Genomic DNA, 19134 nt, shown 5'->3' on the forward strand with positions numbered 1-19134 from the left:
ACGCGGCACGGCATAATACAGCATTACACCGCATAAGAGCAAACACAGCAATAATCTCTGTTTCATCCAATCCCCCCTTTTTTTTCATCTATTCATTTTATGCCTGTAAAAGGAAAAAAGACTCGGCTGCAGAACGAGACTTTATTTTCCATTGCAAGAACCATCTGCGTAAAGGGCAATGCTGCACGGAGAACAGTCAATCCGGCCTTCCATCCCCACACGTTACACATAAAAAAACGGAAGCCCATGCAGGCTCCCGCTCCTATTAAAGTTCTATTTCATCCCCGGCTTCCATGATCAGTCCATTTCCCTCTTCAAGCAAGTCGATGAATTTACCAGGATCCTGTTTGATTACAGGGAAAGTGTTGTAATGAATCGGCACGACTTGTTTGGCTTGAAGGAATTTCGCAGCAAGTGCCGCATCTTCAGGGCCCATGGTGTAATTGTCGCCGATTGGCAAGAATGCCAAGTCAATCGGATGACGCTCCCCGATCAGTTTCATATCGGAATATACCGCTGTATCCCCTGCATGATAGATCGTTTTCCCTTCTATCATAAGCAATACGCCAGCAGGCATTCCTAAATAAATGATTTGCCCCTCTCCGTTATTGAATCCCGTTCCATGGAAGGCTGGCGTCAGTTTCACTTTTCCAAAATCGAACTCGAAAGCTCCGCCGATGCTCATCCCGTGGGTCCTAACCCCTTGAGCACCCAGGTAGTCCGCAATCTCTGCAATGCCGATGACAAGTGCATCATGCCTTTTGGCCAATTCAACCGTATCACCGACATGGTCATTATGGCCATGTGTTAAGATAATCACATCCGGTTTCACATCTTCAACCTTCAAATCGGTCAATTCGTTTCCAGTAATGAATGGATCGATTAAAATGGTTTTACCATTCGTTTCGACTTTTACAACTGCATGTCCATGAAAAGATACTTTCATTTTTGATGCTCCCTTCCCATACCCACTAATTTTTTTAAGTAGCTTTCTTAGGCCTTTCCCATTTACTATACTTTTAAATATTGCTAAGGTAATTATATCTTATTAATGGAGGTATCGTCATGAATGAACGTTTGACAGAACTACACAATTGGCTACAGGCCAATGAGGCTGAAGCCGCTATACTTACATCAACAGAGAGCATCTTCTATTTGAGCGGTTTTTATAGTGATCCTCATGAAAGACTGCTAGCACTTGCCATTTTTGCAAATGCCGACCCATTCCTTGTCTGCCCGCAGATGGAAGTCCCGGATGCTAAACAGGCTGGATGGGCTGGAGATATCATCGGTTACACCGATATTGAAAATCCTTGGGAAAAAGTTAAGCAAGCAGTGAAGGATCGCGGGTTAACCATTCATACAATGGCCATTGAAAAAGAGCATATGAATGTAGAACGTTATGAAAAGGTCCAACAATATTTCGGAGCACCAAAGCTCGTTTCCGCAGAAGAGAAACTTCAAAGGATGCGAATGATCAAATCGGAAGATGAAATGGTCAAAATCCGTGAAGCATGCCGCCTTGCCGACTTTGCGATCGAAGTGGGCGTCAGCGAAATTCAAGAGGGTAAAACGGAAATGGAAATCCTTGCAGCGATAGAATACGAATTGAAAAAGGCCGGAGTCAGCCAAATGTCTTTTTCCACGATGGTCCTGACTGGTAAAAATGGCGCTTCCCCACATGGCACACCCGGGAATACGAAGGTTCAGCGCGGCGACCTTGTCCTATTTGACCTGGGCGTCGTTCATGAAGGGTACTGCTCTGACATCACTAGAACGGTTGCTTACGGGGATATCAATGATAAACAGGCAGAAATATATGAAACTGTACTTAGAGCACAAGAAGCTGCCGTTGCAGCCAGTAAACCTGGTGTATCCTGTTCCGAAATAGACTTGACTGCCAGAAACATCATTAGGAATAAAGGATACGGTGAATTCTTCCCGCACAGGCTCGGCCACGGACTAGGGATCAGCGTCCATGAGTACCCATCCTTGACTGAAACGAATTCCCTCGAACTTCAATCCGGAATGGTTTATACCATCGAACCTGGCATATATGTTCCAAATGTTGCCGGCGTCAGGATTGAAGATGATTTACTGATCACCGATACCGGCTGTGAAGTTTTGACCAAATTCCCAAAGAGCCTGCAAATCATAAAGTGAAGATGTTTTAACCATTTAAATAGATCGAAACCCGGATACCCCCGCCTTCATTTAAGACGGGGGTATCTATTATTCAAAATTCATTTCAACTAATCGATCCGAATCATTTAACTTACCCGTGACAAAACCACACTATAATAGAAGGGAAAAGACAAGGCTTGAAATGATTATAAACCTAATTTTTATTTTCCTTTTATTATGTGGCCCCAATATTAAACTATGCATAATATTTAAACGTACTTTTGCATGCTTTGATATCTTTCATTATATTTTTCACATCACATAATAAGGTTAGAATCATTTTCCCTTATTTGATTTCCAGATAATTGGCTAAAACATTCGCTAATTTGTTACAATTGAAATCAGATCCATTAGGTAAACCATAGTATAATAGGAATATAATAGAAGGAGGAGATTCACTTGAATAGTATAGATTATAAAAATATTCTTGTAGCAGTGGACGGTTCGGAAGAAGCAGAGTGGGCCCTAAAAAAGGCAATCTATTTAGCAAAACTCAGTGACGCTACCCTTGTGCTGACACATATCGTGGATACAAGGAATTTCCCTACTGTCGAAGCTTATGATATGACTATCCGTGATCACTCTGAAACCTTTGCCAACGAGCTATTGGACAAGTATAAAACGGATGCCATTGCCTCCGGGATTGCAAAGGTCCAAACAGTGGTTGCATATGGTTCTCCTAAAGTTCAAATTCCAAGGGATTTAGCGAAAAAGCATAAGATCGATTTAATTGTATGCGGTGCAACGGGCCTTAACGCAGTCGAACGTTTCCTTATCGGCAGTGTGTCGGAAGGCATCGTTCGCCATTCCAACTGTGATGTAATGGTCGTGCGTACGAATTGATAAAGAAATGATATAAAAAGCTCGTTCGCCAAATAGGTGAACGAGCTTTTTCCTGTTATTCACTTACTAGTTTTTCCGCTTTTTCAATCGCCAGCAAAACTTGGGCAAAACCTGTACCGCCCGCACTGTTACGGCGTTTAACTGCTTCATAAGGATTTAATGCATCATAAATATCCTGTTCAAACAACTCGGAAGCTTCCTGGAATTGTTCCATGCTTAGGTCCACTAAATAGCAGCCATTCTGGACACAGAACAATACAAGCTTCCCGACCACTTCGTGCGCTTTACGGAAAGGCATCCCCTTTGAAGCTAGGTAATCAGCTAATTCCGTCGCATTCGAGAAGTCATTTTTTGTTGCTTTTTCCATTACGTCCGTTTTCACTTTCATCGTTGAAATCATGCCGGCAAATATTTTAAGTGAACCAACAATGGTCTTAACCGTATCAAAAACGCCTTCTTTATCTTCTTGCATATCTTTGTTATAAGCAAGCGGCAGTCCTTTCAAAACAGTCAATAAACCCGTTAGGTTCCCATAAACCCGTCCTGTTTTACCACGGATCAATTCCGCCATATCAGGGTTTTTCTTTTGCGGCATGATGCTGCTTCCCGTGGAAAACGCATCATCCAATTCAATGAATTGGAATTCCTGGCTTGACCAGAGAATGATTTCTTCGCTGAAACGGGATAAATGCATCATCATTGTTGCACTGTTGCTCATGAATTCAATGGCAAAATCACGATCACTCACCGCATCAAGGCTGTTTTCGTAAATTCCCTCAAACCCCAATAGCTCCGCACTGAGGGCACGGTCAATCGGGAAGGTCGTCCCAGCTAATGCCCCGGCTCCCAATGGAGAAATATTGATCCTTTTGAAACTCTCGGTGAAGCGTTGCTTATCACGCTCAAGCATCCAAAAATAAGCCATTAAGTGGTGGGCAAATGAAATGGGCTGCGCACGCTGCAAATGTGTATAACCTGGAATTAGTGTTTCCACATTTTTCTTAGCTTGTCCCAAAATCGCCATTTGCAAATCATTGATGAGTTCCAGAATCACTTTCGTTTGGTTCCGCATATACAGATGAAGGTCGGTTGCAACTTGGTCATTACGGCTTCTTCCTGTATGAAGCTTTCCGCCAACTGGACCGATTTCGCTTATTAGCATACTTTCCAGGTTAAGATGGATATCTTCCATCTCAACCTTAAAAGTCAATTCACCCTTCTCAGCTTTTTCCTGTAAACTTTTCAGACCCGCAATGATCTGATCCGCATCTTCTTCAGGTAAAATGCTGCATTTCTTTAACATGGTTACATGAGCTAAACTGCCTTGAATATCTTCAAGGACAAGTTCCTGGTCAAAGGAAATGGAAGCCCCGAATTCATCTACCCATTCTTCGGCAGATTTGGTGAACCTTCCTCCCCAAAGCTTGCTGCTCACACTGTCACCTTCTTGTTATTGACCATGCTGTTCACTTTCGTTGGAAGTCCCCATAACTTGATGAATCCAACTGCTGCATCATGATCGAATTCGTCCGCTTTTGTATAAGTAGCCAATTTTTCGTCATATAGGGAGTACTCGGATTTTCTTCCTTCAACAATCGCATGGCCTTTGAATAGTTTCACACGGACCGTACCCGTTACATTCACTTGTGTTTCTTTCAGGAATGCAGCCAAAGCTTTTTGAAGCGGAGAGAACCAAAGTCCTTCATAAATCAATTCAGTCATTTTCTTCTCGATCACCGGTTTGAAGTGAGCCAATTCTTTTACAAGTGTGATATCTTCAAGTTCTTTGTGTGCAGCTATCAATGTCATCGCACCAGGAGCTTCATAGACTTCACGCGATTTGATTCCTACTAATCTATTTTCAACGTGATCGATACGTCCAACCCCGTGCTTGCCGGCAATTTGATTCAACTCGACGATCAGGTCAGCCAGTTTATAGTTTTTATCATTCAATGTAACCGGCACACCTTGTTCAAAACCAATTTCAATGATATCAGCAGTATCTGGCGTACATTCAAGGCTTGCAGTCAAATCATATGCCTCTTCCGGCGGAGCTGCCCATGGATCTTCGAGGATTCCGCATTCGTTACTTCTTCCCCAAAGGTTTTGGTCAATCGAGAATGGACTCGCCATGCCAATCGGAACGGGAATGCCATTTTTCGCTGCATATTCAATCTCCTCTTCACGAGACCATTTCCAGTCACGAACAGGTGCAAGAACTTGCAAATTAGGGTTCAAGGCGGAGATGGATACTTCGAAACGCACTTGGTCATTTCCTTTTCCCGTACAACCGTGCGCAACGGCTACCGCGTTTTCCGCTTCAGCCACTTCCACTAATTTCTTCGCGATCAGCGGACGTGATAATGCAGATACCAATGGATATTTTCCTTCATACAAAGTATGTGCCTGAAGAGCCGTCAATGCGAATTCATCAGCGAATTCATCCTTCGCATCAATGACATAAGAACTTACAGCACCGACAGTGATCGCTTTTTCTTTAATGAAATCCAAATCTTTCCCTTCACCGACATCCAAGCAGCATGCCACAACTTCGTACCCTTGATCTTGTAACCATTTAATTGCAACGGAAGTATCCAAACCTCCGGAATATGCTAAAACAACTTTTTGATTTTTCATTTCCATCGTCCTTTCGTGTGAATAAAAATTCATCGTTTGTTATTTTTATTCAATCTATGATAGTACTTTATCATCTTTATTAAAGGAATACAAGGGGTATTTTAAAGATTTCGCTAAATAATCCGCTAATATTTTCAGGGAATTTACACATTGGATGCTTCCGCGAGAATATAGTAAACTAGGAGTATGATAAATCGAAAAGCGGAGGGCATATGAAAGAACTATTTATCTATGATGAACGGCTTGGCATCTCCATTCCCGATTTGAATCTGGAGTGGGATGAATATACAAAAGGCGAGCAACAGCAAATACTCGTACATTGGGAGAATATCCGGGGAAGCATCCCGGACCGCATCAAGGAACTGGAATCCACCATTAACCGAAAGCAGTTTCGGCTCTCCGATGAGAGTAATTTCGCCAAATCATGCCAGCTCAATTCCGAAATTGCGGAACTTGCTTCCATCATCAATGATTTATGGCTATGGTATCGTGCCAATCAAGGCGTGACTGAAAAGATGCATAATTAAGGCCATTTCCATGCAAAAAAAAGCCACAGTTTAAAACTGTGGCTTTTTTTTGCATCCCTCTTATAAATCCTTGCGAAGTTCACCAACGACATGTCCCAATTCCGGGAGAATCAATTTATTCATTGCGAGCCTAACCGCCCCTGAAGAGCCTGGGGTGGAAAAAACCGCTTTGTTGTTCACGACTCCGGCGATCGCCCTGGATAGGATGGCGGCAGAACCGATATCCTCTTGATAGCTGAGCATTCGAAAAATCTCGCCAAAACCGGGAATTTCCTTGGTCATCAACTCTTTGACCGCCTCGATCGTCACATCCCTATTGGCGATGCCAGTGCCTCCATTTGTTAATATGACATCGACCGTGCTGCTTCGGCTACCTGAAGTGACCGCATCCTGTATCGCTTTCCGTTCATCTTTAACGATTACATAATCCGTCACTTCATGCCCATTCGACTTCAGCAATTCCATCATCAGTGCTCCGCTTTTATCCGTTTCTTCATTTCGCGTATCGCTGACGGTCATCACCATGCAGCGAACTGCCTCCGTGATGGCTTTTTTATGATTCTTGACACTCATTCTTCATCAGCCTTCTTCTCCAGTAAATAACGGTATTGATAGAACTTTTGGGCAAATTCACTGACATTCCGGGTCATTTGATAATTGGACCCAGCCCCTATGGCCATGCTGATGAACGGTATGCCCCGAACCAGTTTTTTTCGGAAAACAGTAATGGCCAATGCTTTCAACAGCTGCTTCAGCGGCTGTTCCATCCAGGTGGGGTTTGTCAGTTCTTCGATTCCTAAATAAAAATAATCATCTTCTGCAGTCTGGACCTCGCGGATCAATTCTTCCCAAGCTATTCCTTGGAGCCTTTTTGGCATCGCTCCTGCATTGAATACCTTAAGGGCCAGCATCATTTCAAACGGTGTATTCACCTCAACACCATAAGACATCGCAATCAGCTGTACGGTCCTGACATTGATGACCGTCATGGCCGGAATATCGCTCCCTAGCAGAAGCAGGCCTCCAGATCCGCTCATCCCGCCTTGTGCAAATGAATATAAGCGATGCTTAGCGATATGCTGATTGGCTATGTAATTCATCTGATCGATCGGTAAGTGTTTCAAATCGCTCAGCGTTTCGATTTCTTCATTAAACACGCGCGCAGATGCTAAAATCCGCTCTCTTGCATCTATTTGAACTTGTGAGCTCTGAACCATGGCATGCAAATGAAAAAGCCAAGTATCAAGCTTGTCAAAAAACTGTTGTTGGACGTTTTCCGGAAGCAGGGCAAACCCCTGCTCCAACCATTTATCATACAATGCAGCCAGATCCGTTGGCTCATATTGATAAAGTTTTTCCTGCCATTCACTAATTTCATCCAAAAGTTTCATTTCCCGGTTCGTGAATTCCATGCATCAAGCCTCCTATGTACAGAATTGGTGGATTCTCCCTTAAGTATAACATAGAGGGATGCTTTTTTAGAGAATAGATGATGGCGATCCAGCGTTCAAGGGTTTGGATTGCATGGGCATAAAACCAAGCGAAGGAGGATTTTGAGGTTGAGATTTCATGGGAAAGCCCCCTTACCAGAGAGATAAGGGGATCATCATAAAACAGGAAGTCATGCTTTCCAAGTTTCGCTCAAAGCTATTTTCATCGTATCCCTGACAATCATGATTTCTTCATTAGTTGGGATGACCATGACTTTCACAGGGGAATAGGGTGCATTGATGAACGCTTCCTTACCCGAGGTGCGATTGAGGTCTTTATCCCAATATACCCCCATGAATTCAAGCCCCTCCAAGATCCGCCCCCTGATGGTTTGACTGTTTTCACCGATGCCCGCTGTAAAAATGATGCCGTCCACACCTCCCATTTTTGCTGAATAGGATCCTATGTACTTGTGAATCCGGTCTGCGAAAACTTTAAGTGCGAGTTCAGCCCGCTCATTGCCTTTGTCGGCTTCAACTTGAATATCGCGCAGGTCGCTGGAAAATCCGGAAAGGGCCAGAATGCCGCTTTTCTTATTCAGGACATCCAGCACTTCATCTGCTGTCTTTCCCGTCTTTTCCATGATATAAGGAATCAGTGCAGGGTCGATGTTCCCTGAACGCGTTCCCATAGTAACACCGGCCAAAGGCGTAAATCCCATTGATGTATCAATTGATTTGCCGCCCTTTACGGCCGTAATGCTTGCACCATTCCCCAAATGGCACGATATCAACCGAAGCTGTTCAATTGGGCGGCCAATCATTTCGGCAGCCCGCTGCGATACATATTTATGTGAAGTGCCATGAAATCCATACTTCCTTATTCCGTACTTTTCATAATATTCTAGAGGTAAGCTGTACAAATAGGAACCTGCCGCCATCGTTTGATGGAAGGCAGTGTCGAATACCGCAACCGCTGGCACATCGTCCAGTATTCGCCTGAAGGCTTTGATTCCGGTGATATTAGCGGGATTATGAAGGGGTGCCAACTCGGAAAGCTTTTCGATTTCCTCTATTACGTCCTTCGTAATCAAGACCGATTCCGTGAATATCTCACCGCCATGCACCACCCGATGCCCTACGCCATCTATCTCTTCAAAGGAGTCAATGATGTGATGGTCAATCAGCTTTTTCAATAAAAGCCCTACAGCTATTTCATGATTGGGTATATCCATAGTTTCAGTAACCTTTTCGCCTACGACGCTTAAGGTAAATGCGGAATTTTTCAGGCCGATTCTTTCTACAAGACCTTTTGTAATTACATTTTCACAAGGCATCTCAAAAAGCTGAAACTTCAATGATGAGCTGCCCGCATTAATAGCCATGATTTTTGACATCCATCCTGCTCCTTTACTCTAAGCTAGTTGCTTTCAATATTCATCGCAACGAAACGTGCAGTGTATTGTACAATCTTATCATGGCAAGCGAATCCAACCAAACAATAATGAAAAATTGCAAATAATCACTCTTTCAAGAAAAAAAGAAAGCCAATGCCTGCGGCATCAGCTTTCATTGACTATTTTTCTTCTTTAAACCAATCGTCCATCTGTTGCATGACGGACCTGGTCGCTTCGAAATCCGACAACTTCGGAAGTTGTACGAGCAATGCCTTCTTCGGTGCTTCGATACCCTCTTTTTTCTTTTGGAGAATCAGAATGCTTTTCGCAGCCGCTTCACTCTTAAACATGGAAAGCGGCAGTTGCACCATCCCTTGGATATGTGTATGTTTCTTCAGGAAATCATTGAGTTTCGGAGCTTCCTCCGAGACGAACAGGTTATTCGGGACAATGAAGAATAGATGTCCGCCATCCTTCGCGTGTTTAACACCTTGTTCAATAAACAAATGATGTGCATACGAATGTCCCTTATCGGCCTTCAATTCATACTCAGCTGCGCGCACATCATTCGGGTAATAACCTATCGGCAAATCACTGACCACAACATCTGAAGGATCGATGAAAAGCGGCTCCAAGCTGTCCTGGTTGAAAAATTCCAGCGGGTGTTCTTGCAGGTTGGCACCTGCATATGCAAGCCTGATCAAGGTTTCATCAATTTCGACACCATATGAAGCGATGTTTTTATCAGTAAGTTGATTCAAGATCGCAAATAGTAAATTCCCCGTTCCAATGGCAGGATCGAGCATGACTATCTCTTTTTGATCCTTGGTGAATTTACCTACTAAATAGCTGACGAACATGCCGACTGCATCAGGAGTCATATGATGATTCGGCTGAACGCTCTGCTGCATGCCTTTTAAAATAGCAAGCTGATATGCTTTACGGATTGCTTCCTTCTCATATTTCTCCGGTGAAAAATCTGCATAATGCTTCACTAACCTTTTCTTCGATACTTCACTGATTTCCTCCTGAAGGACTTTCCCTTGGAAGAAATTCTCGCCCGTTTCACCCAGGGCATCCAGATACGTACATGATAGTTCGCTTTGCAGTATTTGGGCTGTTTCATCAAATTCATTAAATAATTGTTCAACTGGGGTAGACTTCACTTATTAATTCCTCCTGTTTGCTTCTGTCCCTATTTTAAAGGTAAGAAGTAAGAGATACAAGCCGTACGTCCTGCTAATCATCCTTCGTTTGTTTAACGTACTGCGCGCACTCCTTTTTCAAAATTTCAACCACGAGTAATTAAAAAGTAAATGAAATACAGGGTTGTTGCCCTGTATTTTTTATTTTGGAAAAGCTCACTGAATGCCCAAACAGAATAACATACATGAGGTGGTGATTATTATGGATAATCAATATCAATACTATCATGGGCAGGTTAATCCGATAAATCAGCAACATGATACACAGTCAGAAGATGAAATTAACAGGCAACAACAAGGGCAACAAGGGTTTCAAGAAGCGTTCAGACAAGGATATCGACAAGGGTATCGACAAGGGTATCGGGATGGATACCGAGCAGGGCAACAAGCGGGGTTTCCAGGAACTCATCAAAGACAAATGCCGTCGTGGCCTAATGAAATTGACATAAAAGTGGGAACACCTAATGGTCAAGAGTGGTCTGGCAAAATTGTTTTACCACTGAATGGTCCGAGTTTGGAGCTATAACTAAACTAAGCATATAAAATAACATCCGTTAAATAAAGCCAAATCAAAAAACCGGGCACTTAGCGCCCGGTTTCTTAGGATTGCATCTTATTTTGCCGCTTTAGCCGCTTCGATTGCACCTTCGTAATTTGGATGGTTCGTACCTTCACTCACATATTCTACATACGTGATTTCATCAGAGCTGTTCACTACGAATACAGAGCGGGCCAATAGACGAAGTTCCTGCATGACGACACCATATGCTTCACCGAACGAAAGGTCACGGTGATCGGAAAGAACTTGAACATTGTCCAAGCCGCTTGCCGCACACCAGCGTTTTTGGGCGAAAGGAAGATCGTTACTGATCGTCAGTACTTTCACATTATCCAATTTCGCCGCTTCTTCATTGAATTTACGTGTCTGTGCATCACATACACCTGTATCCACGGATGGAACCACACTGATAATGCGGACAGAACCTTTGGAGTCGCTTAATGTAACCGGTGATAAGTCATTTGCCAATACTGTAAAATCAGGTGCTTTGTCCCCAACTTTTAGTTCTTGTCCCACTAAAGTGATCGGGTTGTTTTTAAATGTAACTGAAGCCATTAATAATTCCTCCTTTTTCTGCTATATGTACAAGCATAATCATATTTGTTTTACCGGAATTTTGCAATAAATTGAATTGGGAAATGTGAGTCGTGCTTGCACATGTCCGACATCCAAGCCTTTTATGGTGTATTGTCAGACTGCAGCAAAAAGAAAACTCGGCGGGTGCCGAGTCACAGTTAGAAATCTATATCCTGTTTAGGTTCTTGGTACCTCTTTACAGCTGGTTGACTGCCGCCTTGATTACTGCCTTGCTTTTGATTACTGTCTTTCTTGGATAGCATGGACTGAATTTTATCGACGACTTGGGGAGCTAAATCCATCATTTTTTCGAGAAGATGCGTCCCTTCATCCAGATGAATCATTTTCACCCCATGGGAACCGACAATCAAAAAGGCAATCGGTGTTATGGAAACCCCACCGCCGCTACCGCCGCCAAAAGGCTGCTTGGAATCACCTTGCTGTCCTTGATGGTTCCCATCCATCATAAATTCGCTGCCACCGGCTGCAAAACCAAATCCCACTTTGGATACGGTTAAAATGACACTTCCATCCGGAGTCTCCACCGGATCCCCGATGATCGTATTCACATCAACCATTTCTTTCAGATTTTCCATAGCTTCTTTCATTAAACCTTGGATCGGATGATCTGACATTTAAATTCCTCCACTCTAGAACGATTGTTTATTGGAATCACCTGCTAGCTTCGCTAATTTCCTGGATTTGAAATGCGGCTTTCCGCCTTTCCAATAACGAAGCAGTTTTATTCCAGTCACCATAGCCTGCCCGATTCTAAATTGTAATATGCAGGAAATCTTCGTGTTTGCCTGCCATCTCTGAAAGTCGGGTGTAATGGAATAGGAGGGCATGATCCGGAAGTTGAAATAGGTTGTCAGCAACCCGATGATCGAACCTTTAAGTGCCCAGCATGCTCCAGTTAAAACACCGGTGTGTGCAGCGTTTTTAGTACCGACCATACTATGCCAGGTGAATTCTTTGACTTGGACTTTCCCTGTGAATTGACGGACGATCCCATGAAATCCGATTATATGCTGAAGCATTTCCAGACTGTCTGCGAATCCGTCACGCAAATCTTCGGCTGTGATTTTTTTCTTTTCTTCCTTTTTGGTTTTTCCGTTCATTTCTTGCTCTTCCTTTACTACTATAGCTGCAGAGTCATCTTCCATTTTGATGACCGGAACCTTGAATGTATAGTGAAAAAGCCCATACCAGGCTGATAATTTAATATGTATTTGGTCATTCGTTTGGATACGTATGTAGTCGATGTACACTCTTACTTTAGTGAAAACAACAATCAGCAGCACCAAAATGAGGATACCTATAATCAACAATAGCCACTTCATGCACCCACACCCCTTCAGCCTATCATTATCGGCATATGCAAAAAAAATAAACCTGCAAAAGCGAAAATTCCGCTCTTGCAGATTTATGAATGGAAGAATCATCTTCTGATCAACACAACGCCCGTGTCTGCAAAGACATCATGCAAAGCCTGCTTCTTCGGTAAAAGGCCTGCCAAGAGATAGCCAATCCAAGTGACTTTTGAAATATAGCGTCCAATCAGCTCCCTGAACAATACCGTCCCCCATGAAATGGTTTTTTTCTCTTCTTTCAATGCAACGACTTTCAGTCCAAAAATCATCTTGCCAAGGGTCTGGTTCAAGAATTTGGTCATTAAAACAAAATATAAGAAGAATACGACACCCGTTAAGAAGCCCTCTGCGGAAAACCAGAGATCATCTGTCCCTTCATAAAACTTGAAGATCGGATGAATCAAAATCCGGTTCAAACTTCCGATAACCAATAAATCTGCTAAATAGGCCCAAAACCTCATCCAAAAACCAGCAAAATGCACTTTCTTGACTCCATCATCATCCACGGTCTTACTGGCTGGTGTAAATTCCTGCTGAACGGGAACCTCTTGATCTGCCATTAGATTGGATGAAGCGATTTGTTCATTGTTTTCATTTCGTTCCGTCATCCTTCAGCCCCCCTATTCCGCATACAAATACATTAAGCGTGGAGAATTTGAAGAGGAAAGGATTTTTGTCAAGACTGCCGTTTCCACATCATTTCCCAACATTTTTTGCGCACCCATACTGAATAATGAACCGAAACCTGCCTCATCTGTATAACGGATAACTTGAGCATCCTTTTTACCGATATCCGTTTTCATTGCGGCAATTACATCATCCAAATGACCGAAATCATCGATTAGATGGTTTTCTTTAGCCTGACGCCCATCATAAATGCGTCCATCGGCAATTTTCCTTACTTCCTTCTCTGTCATTCCGCGTCCGTCTGCAATGACTTTTACAAATTGATCATAAGAATTATTAATCATATTCTGCAGTATTTCTCGTTCTTCCCCAGTCATTTCCCGGGTTGGACTCATAATATCTTTGTGTGGTCCGCTTTTGATGGTTTCGAACTCGACACCATACTTCTTGGCCAGCTTCTCGTAGTTATACCCATGCATGATGACGCCTAGTGAACCCGTCATCGTTTCCGGGCTAGCATAAATCTTATCGGCTGGTGCAGAAATATAATATCCGCCTGAAGCCGCCATTGATCCCATGGAAACATAAACAGGTTTTTTCACTTTCTTGATATCTAGGATCTTGTCATAGATCTCTGCACTTTCGACGACACCGCCGCCTGGAGAATTCACCCGAAGGATGATTCCTTTGATATCATCATTTTCCTCTGCCATCTTCAGCTTATCCATGAAGGCTCGGTGATTATATGTTGCTGAACTAAGTAATGAGGCTTCTCCTGTATCTTGAATCGTGCCCTCTACATCAAATACGGCAATAACATTTGAGAAATCATCACCTTCTATGACTTCCTCGTAAAATGCACTTTCGGAAGCAAATAATTCATCAATGATATTTTCCGTATCCGCTGTAAATAGAGTCGTAGCCGCCCCAACAGCAATAGAGACAAAAAATAAAACGGCTGCGATTCCAAGTGCCGCCCAACGCTTTCCATTCATCTGTTTTCCCCCTTAAATATATGTATCCTTCTTACCATACGAACTAATGACGCAAATGTTTCATTCCATGATAAACTAAGACATATAAAATTGTAGCAAAGAATCCTCAAATTGGAAATGCATTGGTCCATTTTGCACAAATTGCATATATCGTAAACAGGATAAAGAAAGCCCTTTCATCACCATACATACTAGGGGGGAACATGATGAACACTCGAAGGAATATTTATTTTTTCCATGCACCGAATGCAGAGATGATTAGCAGGGTAGAATACTTGTCAGACTTGGCGAAGCAACATTCGTATGAAGTCATCCAGGATTTCACGAAAGCAAACATCATCGTAAGCATCGGTGATGACGGCACATTCCTGCAGGCAGCCCGGAAAACCGGATTCAGGGATGACTGTTTATATGCGGGCATTTCCACCACAGGAAACTTGAATATGTATTGCGATTTCCACTTGGAAGACAGTGATAAAATGATCGATGCCATGACAAAAGAGCAAATCGAGGTCCGTAAATACCCAACCATCGCTATCCAGTTGGACGATCAGCCCTCCTTTTATGCCCTTAATGAACTCAGTATCCGGTCTTCCATCACCAAAACGTTCATCATGGATATCTTCATCGATCAACTCCATTTTGAAACTTTTCGCGGGGACGGAATCATCATTGCGACTCCGACTGGAAGCACCGCCTATAATAAATCGGTCAATGGATCCGTTGTCGACCCCCTCCTCCCTTGCTTTCAAGTGAGCGAGCTTGCTTCCGTCAATAATAATACCTATCGGACCCTAGGTTCCTCATTTATTTTAAGCGGTGATAAGACGTTGACCGTCCACCTTGAAGAAAACGGACCAAGCTATCCGATCATCGGAATGGACAATGAAGCACTAAGCATCAATCATGTCGAAAAAGTAAAGGTCCGGTTAAGCGGTAAAGTCATCAAGACCGTTAAATTAAAAGACAATTCCTTTTGGGAAAAGGTTAAAAGGACCTTTCTATGAATTAAAAAAGGTACCGGGTATGGTAACCGGTACCTTTAAATATGATAAAAATCTTTCGTATTTTGATAAAGGATTTCATAGACATCCTCAATCGGCAATCCTTTAATCGAAGCAATCTGGCGCACACTGTCATGCATCATGCCGGGATGGGTCCATTTCCCATTGAAAACCCCTTCAAACGGCCATGGTCCATCCGTTTCAATCATCATCAGCTTAAGTGGGTATTCCGAAACCAATTCCTGTATTTCCCTCTCATAACAAACATCAGGTGTAATCGAAATGCGATAGCCCTTTTCGGCCATTCTTTCGACTGTCCGGATATCGCCTTTAAACCAATGAAAGTGTGCCTTTGTGATTTGATGCTTATCCAAAAGGTCGCAAACGATGGGTGCATCGTCATGTACGGCATGAAGGATAACCGGCTTTTCAATCTCTTTAGCTAGGGTCAGGAACCTCTCCAGTATCGCTATATACGCTGACTTATCAATATCGGGATTTTCCTGCCTTAAATAATAGGGCAGCCCAACCTCACCTATGGCAACCATATCTTGATGATGTTCCCGCATCCAGTTCAAAAGTTCGTTCACTTCTTCATCACTTGGGAGGGGCTGCTCAGGATGAAAACCAAAGGCAGGTTTTATTCGTGAATCCTTCAGTGAGAGCTGATAATTGTTAATCGAAGAAGCCAAATTCATGGAAACAGACAGCAAGGATTCCGTATGAACCTTTTCCATGTCAGCCAGAATCTGCTTCCGCTTAACAACATCATACCGGTCCAAATGGATATGACTGTCGATGATCCTCAAGTTCAATCGCCTCCCTTAAGTAGAAATAGTTGGCTTCAGGGCTGCATATAAGTCTCTTTTCAAATGAAAAAACTCATCACTGAGAAGCTGTTCTTCACTTCTTGGCCTTGGAAATGGAATTTCCACTTCTTTGATGACAGCAGCCGGTTTTGCTGATAACACATAAATTCTATCTGAAAGGAAAACCGCTTCATCTATGCTATGCGTAACAAAAAGCACCGACCTCCGGTTTTCTTCCCAAACCGACAACAGCCATTTTTGCATTTGCAATCTTGTCAGTTCATCCAAGGCAGAAAAGGGTTCGTCCAGGCACATCAAGTCCTGTGGACATAAGATACTCCGTATGAATGCGGCCCTTTGCTTCATGCCTCCAGATAATTCATGCGGATATGCTTTCTCGTACTCTTCTAATCCGGCTTTCATCAAAAGGGATTTTGCCTTCTCCTTATCTCTGATCCCAGCAAGTTCACTTCCAAGCAAAACATTTTCCACTACCGTCCTCCAAGGTAAAAGGGAAGGCTGCTGAGGCATATAGCTGATATGGCCCTTTAAGCCATTTATCTTTTTGCCACCCAGTGAAATGATACCCTGATCCGGCTTCAAAATGCCGCCAATCAAGTGGAACAATGTACTTTTACCGCTGCCTGATGGCCCAAGGATCGTGACAAATTCCCCATCATCCACATGGAAATTCATATTCTCCAATATATTCTGTTTACCATCGAAAGAATAGGAGACGTCTTTAATTTCCAGATTCATCCCTTTTCCCCTCCTTTCTCTTCCAAGAAACTACGTATTTCTCCAGGAAAGTGATGATTCCAAAAAAGATCAGGCTCATGCCCATGATGATGAAAATGGCAACAAACACTCGATCTGTCCTGAACGCCGAGGAAGCGAGAGTCATATAAACACCAATCCCCGATTTTGCCCCAAGCCATTCCGAAATAACCGCCCCCATTACACTATAGGTCGCCGAAATTTTCAGGCCGGAGAAAATGAACGGGATCGAGTGAGGAAGTTCCAGCTTCCAAAATAACTGGTTTTTTCCCGCTCCCATCATCTTGAAGTAATGCTTAAGTTCGTATGGTGTCTGGCGAAAACCGTCCAATGATGCAACCGCAACCGGAAAAAAACATACAAGCGATATCACTATTAACTTAGGCAGCATGCCAAAGCCAAACCAGATCACCAAGAGCGGCGCTAAAACGATGATGGGTATATTTTGTGATAGTATGAGCAGAGGATAAACCGCATCCTTCACACCTGGAAATAGGTGTAAGATTGCCGCAATCAATAAGCCGATGCAGCTTCCAATAAAAAAACCCGACAACGCAAGCTCGGTTGTGGATATAAGGTGTCCGTAAAGAGTGCGGGACGACTCAATTCCTTCAATGAAAATGGCCGATGGAGCCGGTAACAGCCATTCTTCGACTTTCAATAAAACTGTCACTGACTCCCATACTATCAGCAACAATAATAAAAGAAAGAAGGGAGCCCCCTTCTTCCAAATTCCCCTTCCGTTCATGCCCGATATTTCTCCGTTAACGTATCCATCGTAATCCCGCTTGGCTGATATAATATTTTCACTTGGGAAATGACATTCGGCGAACCTATTTCAATCATTCTTACATTCATTTTTTCTATCACGGCAAAAAGTTCGGAAAGCTCACCCTCCATTGTCGTTTCAAGCGGGTGAACCTCATACTTGACACCTGATTCTTCAATGATCTTGATTGCTTCATCGACCATGGGGATGACATTTTCCCCTTTAGGAATGATCTGTATGCTAATTAATGAGTTGGCCATTGTATTTCCTCCTATTTTGGTAAAAATTCATTGGTAAATGCCTTTTCAGGATCGAAATCACCTTCAAGAAGCTTATTTTCAGTCATCCAATCACTGTAATTCTTCCAAATTGCAAGCTTTTGCTCACCCCATCGCGGAGCATCATCCTGATACTTGTCTGCAAGCCACTCCTGGCTTTTCTTCACTAGTTTTGCATCAAGATCCGGTGCAGATTTGATTAATATGTCCGCTGCATCGTCTGGATTCTTGATGGCAAACTGGTACCCTTTCGAAGCTGCATGTACGAATGCTTTAACAGTCTCCGGATCTTCTTTTATCATCTTTTCATTCGTAGTCAATACAGGCGTATAGTAATCAAGCTTATCAGAGTATTCGGTTAAGTAAACCATATTAAGCTTTTCATTACGCAATTCAGCCTCAACGCCTGTCCATCCATAATAAATCCAGGCAAAATCTATATCCCTTTTAACAGAAGTGAAAAAATCCGTGTCTCCTGTATTGACTATATCCACTTTATTTACATCGGCATTTTCTTTTTTCATGAGTGAATCAATGATGGCCTTCTCAACCGGAGACCCCCATCCACCATACGTTTTCCCTTCAAAATCCTTGGGAGTTTTAATGTTCTTTGCCTCAGGTGAAGCGAATCCCGAGGTATTATGCTGGATGACGGCAGCTACCGAAACAATCGGCACGCCCTGCACGCGGGCCTGCGTTATGCCCTCCTGGTAACTCACGCCAAATTCAGATTTCCCTGAAGCGACAAGCTTATCAGCTCCGGCTTCACCTGGCATGATGATTTCCACATCAAGACCTTGTTCTTTAAAATAACCTTTTTCCTTGGCTACATACAATCCAGTATGATTTGTATTCGGTGTCCAATCGAGCACGACCGATACTTTTTTTAATTTTTCATTTCCTTCATTTTTAGATGCTTCTTCTTTTTCATTAGTTCCGCCTGCACCGCATCCAGCCAAAAGGAACAACGAAGTTAACAGTGGCAAGAATTTATTCAAGTCATTATCCTCCTACACATCATATAAGATCCATATGCCGGAACCATAATGGGGCTCCAGGGTTTATTCAAATACTGGATGGAAAAGCAAAAAACGCCCGAAGATGGATTCGGACGTTAACATACAAAACAGAAAGTCAGTAATAA

The 19134-nt window shown here is 43.0% G+C and carries 23 protein-coding genes; 6 read left to right on the forward strand and 17 right to left on the reverse strand.

All coding sequences use genetic code 11. The annotated features are described in order from the left end of the window. Window positions 1–269 (forward strand): hypothetical protein (locus ACFVSH_RS14555; RefSeq protein WP_387706555.1); only part of this gene is annotated, 269 nt, incomplete at its 5' end. On the opposite strand, the gene ACFVSH_RS14560 is transcribed toward ACFVSH_RS14555, so the two are convergent. Continuing rightward, a complete protein-coding gene (locus tag ACFVSH_RS14560) occupies window positions 266–946 on the reverse strand; it encodes a metal-dependent hydrolase (protein WP_387706557.1) in 681 nt (226 codons plus the stop codon). The two genes, ACFVSH_RS14555 and ACFVSH_RS14560, sit on opposite strands and share 4 nt — an antisense overlap. 119 nt (window positions 947–1065) lie before the next feature. Here ACFVSH_RS14560 and ACFVSH_RS14565 point away from each other — a divergent pair, with 119 nt between their 5' ends. Both ACFVSH_RS14565 and ACFVSH_RS14570 read left to right on the forward strand, forming a co-directional pair. Next, the gene (locus ACFVSH_RS14565) at window positions 1066–2163 is read left to right on the forward strand and encodes a M24 family metallopeptidase (protein WP_387706559.1); all 1098 of its coding nucleotides are present in this window, start codon (window positions 1066–1068) and stop codon (window positions 2161–2163) included. Window positions 2164–2592: 429 nt separating this feature from the next. Beyond that, on the forward strand, window positions 2593–3027 hold the full coding sequence (locus ACFVSH_RS14570) for a universal stress protein (RefSeq protein WP_387602635.1): 435 nt from the start codon (window positions 2593–2595) through the stop codon (window positions 3025–3027). A 55-nt stretch (window positions 3028–3082) separates the two neighbouring features. On the opposite strand, the gene argH is transcribed toward ACFVSH_RS14570, so the two are convergent. Both argH and ACFVSH_RS14580 read right to left on the reverse strand, forming a co-directional pair. After that, on the reverse strand, window positions 3083–4462 hold the full coding sequence (gene argH, locus ACFVSH_RS14575) for an argininosuccinate lyase (RefSeq protein WP_387602402.1): 1380 nt from the start codon (window positions 4460–4462) through the stop codon (window positions 3083–3085). Further along, on the reverse strand, window positions 4459–5664 hold the full coding sequence (locus ACFVSH_RS14580; RefSeq protein ID WP_260285417.1) for an argininosuccinate synthase: 1206 nt from the start codon (window positions 5662–5664) through the stop codon (window positions 4459–4461). Before ACFVSH_RS14580 ends, argH begins: the two co-directional genes overlap by 4 nt. Window positions 5665–5876: 212 nt before the next feature. On the opposite strand from ACFVSH_RS14580, the gene ACFVSH_RS14585 reads away from it, so the two are divergent. Beyond that, on the forward strand, window positions 5877–6191 hold the full coding sequence (locus tag ACFVSH_RS14585) for a hypothetical protein (protein WP_076364723.1): 315 nt from the start codon (window positions 5877–5879) through the stop codon (window positions 6189–6191). A gap of 60 nt (window positions 6192–6251) precedes the next feature. Here ACFVSH_RS14585 and ACFVSH_RS14590 read toward each other — a convergent pair whose 3' ends face one another. The 4 genes from ACFVSH_RS14590 to ACFVSH_RS14605 form a co-directional block, all read right to left on the reverse strand. Continuing rightward, window positions 6252–6764, reverse strand: a complete 513-nt coding sequence (locus ACFVSH_RS14590) for a MogA/MoaB family molybdenum cofactor biosynthesis protein (protein WP_260285418.1) — start codon at window positions 6762–6764, stop codon at window positions 6252–6254. After that, window positions 6761–7603 carry an EcsC family protein gene (locus tag ACFVSH_RS14595; RefSeq protein ID WP_387602397.1) on the reverse strand — a complete coding sequence of 281 codons (843 nt, stop codon included), beginning with the start codon at window positions 7601–7603 and terminating at the stop codon, window positions 6761–6763. Before ACFVSH_RS14595 ends, ACFVSH_RS14590 begins: the two co-directional genes overlap by 4 nt. Window positions 7604–7812: 209 nt before the next feature. Continuing rightward, the gene (locus tag ACFVSH_RS14600) at window positions 7813–9018 is read right to left on the reverse strand and encodes an acetate kinase (RefSeq protein ID WP_387706561.1); all 1206 of its coding nucleotides are present in this window, start codon (window positions 9016–9018) and stop codon (window positions 7813–7815) included. Between the two features lie 179 nt (window positions 9019–9197). Next, the gene (locus ACFVSH_RS14605) at window positions 9198–10184 is read right to left on the reverse strand and encodes a class I SAM-dependent methyltransferase (protein ID WP_260285421.1); all 987 of its coding nucleotides are present in this window, start codon (window positions 10182–10184) and stop codon (window positions 9198–9200) included. Window positions 10185–10425: 241 nt separating this feature from the next. Between ACFVSH_RS14605 and ACFVSH_RS14610 the strand changes: the two genes are divergently transcribed. Further along, window positions 10426–10749, forward strand: coding sequence for a hypothetical protein (locus ACFVSH_RS14610; protein ID WP_387706563.1), 324 nt, complete (start codon window positions 10426–10428; stop codon window positions 10747–10749). Window positions 10750–10836: 87 nt separating this feature from the next. Here the strand turns inward: ACFVSH_RS14610 and tpx are convergent, their stop codons facing one another. The 5 genes from tpx to sppA form a co-directional block, all read right to left on the reverse strand. Further along, window positions 10837–11337 carry a thiol peroxidase gene (tpx, locus tag ACFVSH_RS14615; protein ID WP_034309176.1) on the reverse strand — a complete coding sequence of 167 codons (501 nt, stop codon included), beginning with the start codon at window positions 11335–11337 and terminating at the stop codon, window positions 10837–10839. Window positions 11338–11516: 179 nt separating this feature from the next. After that, window positions 11517–11993: a GerW family sporulation protein gene (ytfJ, locus tag ACFVSH_RS14620; RefSeq protein WP_260285423.1), complete on the reverse strand. Its 477-nt coding sequence runs from the start codon at window positions 11991–11993 to the stop codon at window positions 11517–11519. Between the two features lie 15 nt (window positions 11994–12008). Continuing rightward, on the reverse strand, window positions 12009–12701 hold the full coding sequence (locus tag ACFVSH_RS14625; RefSeq protein ID WP_387602386.1) for a DUF2953 domain-containing protein: 693 nt from the start codon (window positions 12699–12701) through the stop codon (window positions 12009–12011). A 98-nt stretch (window positions 12702–12799) separates the two neighbouring features. Next, window positions 12800–13339: an RDD family protein gene (locus ACFVSH_RS14630; RefSeq protein ID WP_260285425.1), complete on the reverse strand. Its 540-nt coding sequence runs from the start codon at window positions 13337–13339 to the stop codon at window positions 12800–12802. Window positions 13340–13351: 12 nt separating this feature from the next. Beyond that, entirely contained in the window at window positions 13352–14353 is a 1002-nt protein-coding gene (gene sppA, locus ACFVSH_RS14635) for a signal peptide peptidase SppA (protein ID WP_387706565.1), read from the reverse strand. A 206-nt stretch (window positions 14354–14559) separates the two neighbouring features. Here sppA and ACFVSH_RS14640 point away from each other — a divergent pair, with 206 nt between their 5' ends. After that, complete coding sequence (locus ACFVSH_RS14640) at window positions 14560–15360, forward strand: NAD kinase (protein WP_387602633.1); 801 nt, start codon at window positions 14560–14562, stop codon at window positions 15358–15360. 35 nt (window positions 15361–15395) lie between these two features. Here ACFVSH_RS14640 and ACFVSH_RS14645 read toward each other — a convergent pair whose 3' ends face one another. From ACFVSH_RS14645 to ACFVSH_RS14665, 5 genes are read right to left on the reverse strand one after another with little or no spacing between them, the layout of a single operon-like run. Continuing rightward, on the reverse strand, window positions 15396–16166 hold the full coding sequence (locus tag ACFVSH_RS14645) for a TatD family hydrolase (RefSeq protein ID WP_387706567.1): 771 nt from the start codon (window positions 16164–16166) through the stop codon (window positions 15396–15398). A 15-nt stretch (window positions 16167–16181) separates the two neighbouring features. Continuing rightward, the gene (locus tag ACFVSH_RS14650) at window positions 16182–16925 is read right to left on the reverse strand and encodes an ABC transporter ATP-binding protein (protein ID WP_387706569.1); all 744 of its coding nucleotides are present in this window, start codon (window positions 16923–16925) and stop codon (window positions 16182–16184) included. Beyond that, window positions 16909–17691: an ABC transporter permease gene (locus tag ACFVSH_RS14655; protein WP_387706571.1), complete on the reverse strand. Its 783-nt coding sequence runs from the start codon at window positions 17689–17691 to the stop codon at window positions 16909–16911. The genes ACFVSH_RS14650 and ACFVSH_RS14655 overlap by 17 nt, the downstream gene beginning before the upstream one ends. Further along, complete coding sequence (locus tag ACFVSH_RS14660) at window positions 17688–17972, reverse strand: thiamine-binding protein (protein ID WP_034309193.1); 285 nt, start codon at window positions 17970–17972, stop codon at window positions 17688–17690. Before ACFVSH_RS14660 ends, ACFVSH_RS14655 begins: the two co-directional genes overlap by 4 nt. Window positions 17973–17983: 11 nt before the next feature. Further along, entirely contained in the window at window positions 17984–18988 is a 1005-nt protein-coding gene (locus ACFVSH_RS14665; protein ID WP_387706573.1) for an ABC transporter substrate-binding protein, read from the reverse strand. Window positions 18989–19134 lie beyond the last annotated feature (146 nt).

This window comes from Peribacillus sp. NPDC058002 (assembly GCF_042886655.1).
Taxonomy (GTDB): Bacteria; Bacillota; Bacilli; order Bacillales; family DSM-1321; genus Peribacillus; species Peribacillus aracenensis.